The organism is Geminicoccus flavidas (assembly GCF_009806515.1).
GTDB classification, from domain to species: domain Bacteria; phylum Pseudomonadota; class Alphaproteobacteria; order Geminicoccales; family Geminicoccaceae; genus Geminicoccus; species Geminicoccus flavidus.
Genome location: NZ_WUJP01001069.1, coordinates 1 through 6,077, shown reverse-complemented (window position 1 = coordinate 6,077; position 6,077 = coordinate 1). Strand labels below are relative to the sequence as shown.

Annotated in this window: 6 protein-coding genes; 1 reads left to right on the top strand and 5 read right to left on the bottom strand. The window is 68.0% G+C overall.

Annotated elements, in window-relative coordinates; translation table 11 throughout:
- Nucleotides 1-190 precede the first annotated feature (190 nt).
- From EQG76_RS30515 to EQG76_RS30495, 5 genes are all read right to left on the bottom strand, one after another.
- Complete coding sequence (locus EQG76_RS30515) at nt 191-1,348, bottom strand: alpha-hydroxy acid oxidase (RefSeq protein WP_159718992.1); 1,158 nt, start codon at nt 1,346-1,348, stop codon at nt 191-193.
- Between the two features lie 2 nt (nt 1,349-1,350).
- Entirely contained in the window at nt 1,351-2,625 is a 1,275-nt protein-coding gene (locus EQG76_RS30510; protein WP_159718991.1) for a TRAP transporter large permease, read from the bottom strand.
- Nucleotides 2,622-3,179 carry a TRAP transporter small permease gene (locus tag EQG76_RS30505; protein ID WP_159718990.1) on the bottom strand — a complete coding sequence of 186 codons (558 nt, stop codon included), beginning with the start codon at nt 3,177-3,179 and terminating at the stop codon, nt 2,622-2,624. The genes EQG76_RS30510 and EQG76_RS30505 overlap by 4 nt, the downstream gene beginning before the upstream one ends.
- Nucleotides 3,180-3,188: 9 nt before the next feature.
- Nucleotides 3,189-4,181: a TRAP transporter substrate-binding protein gene (locus EQG76_RS30500; RefSeq protein ID WP_159718989.1), complete on the bottom strand. Its 993-nt coding sequence runs from the start codon at nt 4,179-4,181 to the stop codon at nt 3,189-3,191.
- A gap of 131 nt (nt 4,182-4,312) precedes the next feature.
- Entirely contained in the window at nt 4,313-5,116 is an 804-nt protein-coding gene (locus tag EQG76_RS30495; RefSeq protein WP_159718988.1) for a M48 family metallopeptidase, read from the bottom strand.
- Between the two features lie 191 nt (nt 5,117-5,307).
- Between EQG76_RS30495 and EQG76_RS30490 the strand changes: the two genes are divergently transcribed.
- On the top strand, nt 5,308-6,077 hold a 770-nt coding region (locus tag EQG76_RS30490; protein ID WP_159718987.1), incomplete at its 3' end, for a DMT family transporter.

The following is a 6,077-nucleotide window of genomic DNA, read 5'->3' as shown; positions in this document are numbered from 1 at the left end:
AACCGCCTCAGTCGTGGTGGCGCGGCCGCGAAGAACCTGGCCCATAACAAGTCCTTCCAGGAGTGCTGCTTGAATGTAGCACTACACCTTGGAACCAAACATTTTAGTCGATCACGCCGGCCACCAGATGCCCGAACTGGGTTGCTGACCGTCCGGGGGCGGCCGGCATCAAGGGCACTCGTTGGCCGGATCAGGCAGCCGGCGCTTCCCGGTACAGACAGTCGGCATTGACCGCGTCCACCGACGGCACGCCCAGCAGGGCCAGCGCTATGTCCAACTCCTCGCGCAGCACCTCGATCGTCCGGGCCACGCCGGCCTCGCCGGCCGCCGCCAGCCCCCAGAGGAACGGCCGGCCGATCATGCAGGCATCGGCGCCGAGTGCCCGGGCCTTGACGAGGTCGACGCCGCGCCGCACGCCGCCGTCCAGGATGACCTGCGCCCGGCCGGCCACCGCTTGCACGACGGCCGGCAGTGCTGCCGCAGCCGAGGGCACGTGGTCGAGTTGGCGGCCGCCATGGTTGGAGACGATCACGGCCTCAGCACCGAGCTCGACCGCACGCAGCGCGTCCTGCGGGCTGAGCACGCCCTTGATCACGAAGGGGCCGTCCCATTCCCTGGCGACGGCCTCGATCGTCCGCCAGGTGGCAGAAGCGTCGCACAATTTGGCGACGTGCTGGGCGATGCTGCTGAAGCCGGAGCTGGGAGCCACGTCCGCGAAATTGCCGAACCGCACGCCGGTGCGCAGGAAGCCCGCCAGCCAGGCCGGACGGGCCAGGACCTCCGCCACGGTGCGCAGCCGCGGCCGGAGCGGCACGGTGAAGGCGTTGCGGAGGTCCCGCTCGCGCCGACCGTGCACCGCGAGGTCGAGCGTCATGCACAGGACGCGGTAGCCCGAGTCCTTAGCCCGGCGCAGCATCCCGCTCATCAGGACGGGATCCTTCAGGAAGTAGAGCTGGAACCAGCGGTCCCCGCCCGGCACGGCGGCCGCGACCTCCTCGATGGACGCCACCGAGTTGGTGGACAGGCAGAACGGGATGCCGGCCTGTTCCGCAGCCCGGGCCGCCGCGGTCTCGCCGCCTGGCCAGTAGAGGCCAGCCAGGCCGGTCGGCGCCAGGACCAGCGGCAGGGCGGCAGTGGCGCCGACCAGCTCGACGGCAGTTCGGCGTGTGCCGACATCCACGCCGACCCGCGGCATCAGCCGCAGCCGGGCTAGGTCGTCGACATTGTCCCGCAGTGTCCGCTCGTCGCCGGCACCGCCGTCGATGAACTCGAAGATCGAGCGCGGCAGGCGCCGCCGCGCCAGGGTGCGCAGGTCCGCGATTGAGACGGCGCGTTCGATTCTGCCCATGCTCACATCCCCAGCGTCAGCCACAGGGCCAGCGACGGGAACACCACGACCAGGAACAGCACCACGATCGACCAGGCAAGGAACGGCATGACCTCGCGGGCAACCGCGATGAACGGGATCTTGCCGATGCTGGACACGACGAACAGCAGGAGGCCGACCGGCGGGGTGATCAGGCCGATCATCAGGTTGATCACGACCACGCAGCCGAAATGGATCGGGTCGATGCCGAGATCCATGCCGACCGGGATCAGCGCCGGTAGGAAGATGACCATGGCCGGCAGGGGCTCCAGGACCAGGCCCACCAGCAGCAGGAAGATGTTGATGATGATCAACACTATCACCGGGTTGGTGGAGATGGCATGGATCATGTCCACCACGCGGTCGGCGATCTGGCTCTCCGCCACCAGCCAGGAGAACGGCGCGGCCGCCGCCAGGAGGAACAGGATGACTGCACTGCTCCGGCCGGCACTGGCGAACAGCGCGGGCAGCTCCCTGATCTTCAGGGTACGGTAGACGAACATGCTGACGAACAGGGCATAGACGACCGCCACCGAGGAGATCTCGGTATCGGTCATCAGCCCCAGCCGGATGCCGAGCAGGATGATGACCGGCAGCAGCAGCGCCCAGACCGCACTGGCCGAGACCTTGAGCCTCGTGGACCAGTCGACCTTCGGGCCGGCCGGGAAGCCGCGGGCCCGGCCGATAAGCGCGCTGATCACCATGAACCCGGCCGCGAGCAGCAGGCCCGGCAGGAGACCCGACATGAACATCTTGGCGACCGAGGTGTTCGCCATCTGGGCGTAGACCACCATCGGGATAGACGGCGGGATGATCGGGCCGATCAGGGCGCCGGCTGCGATCACGGCGCCGGAATAGCTGATCGGGTAGCCCTTCACCCGCATCTCCGGGATCATCGCCTTGCCGATCGCGGTCGCATCCGCCACCGCCGAGCCGGAGATGCCGGCCATCATGACGTTGGCGCCGACCGAGACCTGGCCCAGGCTGCCGGGACCGCGCCCGACCCAGACGCCGGCGAAGTCGATCAGCCGCCGGGTGATGCCGCCGCGGTTCATGATCTCGCCGGCCAGGATGAACAGCGTGATCTGCACCAGGGCATAGAAGCTGACGCCGCTCAGCATCGAGGTCGGCAGCATGACCAGGTCGACGAAGCGGTCCGTCTTGAACTCGATGCCGAACCAGGCCGCGATTATCATCGAGAACCCGACCTCGGCGCCCAGGAGGAGCAGCAGGAGGAAGGACAGGAACAGGAGGGTCACGGCCGCGGGGCTCCCAGCACGATGCGGCGCACCATCCGCCACGCGATCAGGGGAATGAGCAGGAGGACGCCCACCAGGATGCCCCAGGCCGGCACGGCCAGGGTCAGGTTGGTGCCCAGGATCATCTGGTACTGGGCGACCTGGATCATGGTGACGCTCTTGACCGCCAGGATGACCAACACGGTGAGCATGAGCAGGTCCACCAGCGTGTCGAGGATCGTCAGGACCCGGGGCGGCAGGACCTCGTGCAGGATCATGATGCGGATGATCTCGTCGGTCATGAACGCGCGGGCGAGGCCGACGAAGCAGAGCCAGGCGAGGCCGATCTTCACATACTCCTCCGGCGACTGCCGCCAGAGCATGATGAAGTTGCGGTCGATGAACTGCGAGAACACCAACAGGAGCAGGCCGATGACGAGCAGGCCGATGAAGATGTCGAGCACGCTGCCGACGATCCGGGCGAGCGTCGCCACGCGCCGGTCGATCGATTCGAAGGTCATGGAGAGCTCACCGAGAAGAAAGAAGGCCGCCTCTTGGTCCAGGCGGCCTTCCATCCAGCCTTGTTATTCCTGCATGGCCCGGATCTTGGCCACGAGCCCCTCGGGCCAGACCGTGCCCTCGAACTGGGTGTAGACGTCCTTCAGGGCCTCGCGGAACGCTTCCTTGTCGGGCTCGGTCACCTCGACGCCGTTCTCGGCGAAGATCTCGTAGCCTTCCTTGTCGACCGCCTCACCCGCCTTGGTCATCGCGGCACCACCGGTCGCGGCGGCCTTGCGGAAGATCTCCCGGTCCTCTTCGGAGAAGGACTGCCACAGCCCCTCGTTCACGTAGAAGGCCGCAGTCTCGAAGATGTGGTCGGTCGGCGTGAAGTACTTGGCGACCTCGAACCACTTGTAGCCGACCGCGGCGTCGATGCCGTTCTCATGCCCGTCCACCTGGCCGCGCTCGATCGCGTTGTAGGTGTCACCCAGGCCCAGCACGACGGGTCTGGCACCCATCGTCTCGAACGCCACGCGGATCCCGTCGATCGGCGGGATGCGGATCTTCAGCCCTTCCAGGTCCGCCGGCGTTTTGACCGGCCGCTGCGAGTTCTGCACGGCGCGGGGCGAGCGGGCGCCATGCACCGCGAAGATGCGCACCCCCGACTGCTCGGCCAGGTCGTCGTAGAGCGGCTGGAAGACCTCGCTGTTGGCGATCCGCTCGGCATCCTCCTTGGTGTTGAACAAATAGGGCGTGTAGGCGACGTTGAGCGGTGCGCCGCCGCGCAGCACCCCGGCATTGCCGATCGCCAGATAGGTCATGTCGACCGTGCCGAGCTGCACGCCGTTGATCAGCGCCTGGATGTCGCCGAGCTGACTGTCCGGATAGACGCGGACCTTGATACGACCCTCGGAGAGCTTCTCGACCTCCTCGGCAAACACCGGCAGTGCTTCGTGAATGGTGCTCGACGTGGGCCATGGCGAGCCGAGCCGGATCTCCTTCACCTCCTGCGCCAGTGCACCGCCGGTCTGCGCGACCAGCATCGCGGCGCCCAGCGCCGAAAGCAGCAGCTTCATCTGTCCCCCCTGAACCCGTGACCAGCCGGCCGGACCCGATGGATCGATCCAAGGCCTGGGCGGATGGTATAATGAGCTAACCAGCGAGTCGACAACCGCCAAGGCCGGTTGGCGGAACAGCGCTGGCAGGGTCAGCTCGTCGCCTGCTGGTAGAGCGGCATCACCTCCGGCAGCATGGCCTCGATCTGGGCGATACGCTGCTCGCCGCTCGGGTGGGTCGAAAGGAAGGCGGGCGCACCGTCCGCGCCGGCATTGGCCTGCATGGCCTGCCAGAACTTCACCGCTGCCTCGGGGTTGTAGGCGGCCTGCGCCATGTAGCGCAGCCCCAGCGAATCGGCCTCGAGTTCCTGGTTGCGGGTGTAGGGCAGGATCAAGCCGTACTGGACGCCGGCCCCCAGCAGGCCGATCACTTGCGTCGGGAGCCCGTAGGCCTGGGCGCCTGCGCCGAACAGAGCGGTGCCAAGCTCGGCGAACTTGCTGGTGCCGATCCGCTGCGCTGCATGGCGGGCGGTGACATGGCCGACCTCGTGGCCCATCACCGTCGCGATCTCGTCGTCGCTGTCCGTGATGTCGAGGATGCCGCGATAGACGCCGATATGGCCGCCCGGCAGCGCGAAGGCGTTCACCTCGTCGCTGTCGAACACCACGATCTCCCACTCGGAGAGCGGGATGCTGGACCCGCTGGCCGGCACGATCCGTTCGGCGATCCGCTGGACCCGGGCCTGGGCCTGCGGGCTGCGCAGCCGCGGCGTCTCGCCCTTGATCTGCTGGAAGGCCTGGGCGCCGAGCATCGCCTCCTGCTCGGGCGAGACCGCGGAGGTGGCGAGTTCGTTATAGGCAGCACAGCCGGGAAGCCCGGCGGCGGCACTCGCCCCGGCCAGCGCCAGGAGATGGCGGCGCGACAGGCCAGCACAGCATGGGCAGAACAACGACATGGCGCGCCTCTCCTCCATTCGGGCCGGGCAACTTGTTGAGCAGGCGACCTGGTCGCCGGTTCCCCGAATCCTGCCTGTGATTGGCCACAACGCCAATCGCCAGGTGACGGCCGGGCACCGCCATGCCAAATCCCGGACCACGACCGGCCAGGCCATCATGGCCGCCCAGCGAGCTGCGAGACTGCCGACCGATGACTGCTGGAACCGCAGCCCCCCGGCTGACGCTCGGGGCCGTCCTGTTCGTGGTCGCCGGGGTCACCGGCTATGCGGCGATGGACGCGGCCGGGATCTTCCTGGCCCAGACCCAGAGCGTGGTGCAGATCGTCTGGGCGCGCTGCGCCTTCGCCCTGCCGGTGGTGCTCCTGGTCCTGACACGGCAGGGCGGCCTGTCCAGGCTCCGCACCAGCCGGCCGCTGGTCCAGGTGGTGATGGGCCTGTTCCCGGTGCTGGCGAGCTTTTCCGTGGCCGGCGGCTTCGGGCTCCTCTCGCTGGCCGAGCTGACGGCGCTCACCTTCGCCGCACCGCTCCTGGTGGTGGCGCTGTCGGCACCGCTCCTGCGCGAGCGCACCAGCCAGCACGACTGGATCGGGGTGCTGCTGGGCTTTGCCGGCATCCTGGTGATGGTGCGCCCGGGCACCGACGCGTTCACCTGGGCCGCCATATTCCCGCTCGGCTGTGCCCTGTTCTTCGCGCTCTATCAGATCGCCATGCGCTTCATCGGCCGCCATGACGATCCGGTGACCACGCTCGCTTGGTCGATCGGCACCGGCCTGGTCGTGACCAGCGTCCTGCTGCCGCTCGACTGGCGCCCTGCCAGCGCCGAAGCCTGGGGAGCCATGGTTCTGTCCGGCCTCCTGTTCGGCACCTCCCAGTTCTGCCTGATCCAGGGCTTCAGGCGTGCCGCACCGGCCAGCCTCACCCCGTTCACCTATCTCCAGATCATCCCGGCCACGCTGATCGG

Excerpts from the sequence above, each read along its gene's own strand:
- EQG76_RS30495 (WP_159718988.1), bottom strand. The coding sequence starts at position 5,116 with ATGTCGTTGTTCTGCCCATGCTGTGCTGGCCTGTCGCGCCGCCATCTC.
- EQG76_RS30515 (WP_159718992.1), bottom strand. The coding sequence starts at position 1,348 with ATGGGCAGAATCGAACGCGCCGTCTCAATCGCGGACCTGCGCACCCTG.
- EQG76_RS30505 (WP_159718990.1), bottom strand. The coding sequence starts at position 3,179 with ATGGAAGGCCGCCTGGACCAAGAGGCGGCCTTCTTTCTTCTCGGTGAG.
- EQG76_RS30500 (WP_159718989.1), bottom strand. The coding sequence starts at position 4,181 with ATGAAGCTGCTGCTTTCGGCGCTGGGCGCCGCGATGCTGGTCGCGCAG.